Raw genomic sequence first — 505 nt, 5'->3', positions numbered from 1 at the left:
CGGGTGGCGCGGCCCCGACGCGAGGCGCTCGGCCAGGGCGTCCAGCTCGCGGAGCACCAGGCCGGCGTGCGCGATCGCGTCGACGCCCTGCTCCGGCATCGAGCCGTGCGCCGCGCGCCCGCGCAGGCGGATCTCGTACCAGCCGAAGCCGCGGTGGGCGACGATCGCCTCGGACTGGCTGGGCTCGGAGATCACGGCGCCGTCGATGCGCGTGCCGGATGCGGAGAGCTCGCGGAGCGCCTCCTCGGTGCCCCGGCTCCCGAACTCCTCGTCGGCGACGAGCGCGAGCACGACGTCGCCGCGCGTGCCGATCCGCATGGCGCGGTCGGCGGCGACCATCATCGCGGCGAGGCCCGCCTTCATGTCGAACGCGCCGCGGCCGAGGAGGCGGCCGTCCTCGATCCGCGGGAGCAGGCCGCCGCGCTCGGGGTCGCCGGGCGGCACGGTGTCGAGGTGGCCGTCGAGGAGGATCGTGCGGCCGCCCCCCGTGCCGCGCGCGGTCGCG

At 78.0% G+C, this 505-nt stretch carries 1 protein-coding gene; it reads right to left on the bottom strand.

Annotated features, from left to right (window positions below):
- Positions 1 to 505 (bottom strand): M20/M25/M40 family metallo-hydrolase (locus DZG00_RS16395; RefSeq protein ID WP_119455869.1); only part of this gene is annotated, 505 nt, incomplete at both ends.

Origin of the sequence: Clavibacter lycopersici, from assembly GCF_003576405.1 — a bacterium.
GTDB lineage: Bacteria > Actinomycetota > Actinomycetes > Actinomycetales > Microbacteriaceae > Clavibacter > Clavibacter lycopersici.
The sequence above is the reverse complement of the archived record's forward strand: the minus strand, read 5'-3'. Positions and strand labels throughout refer to the sequence as shown.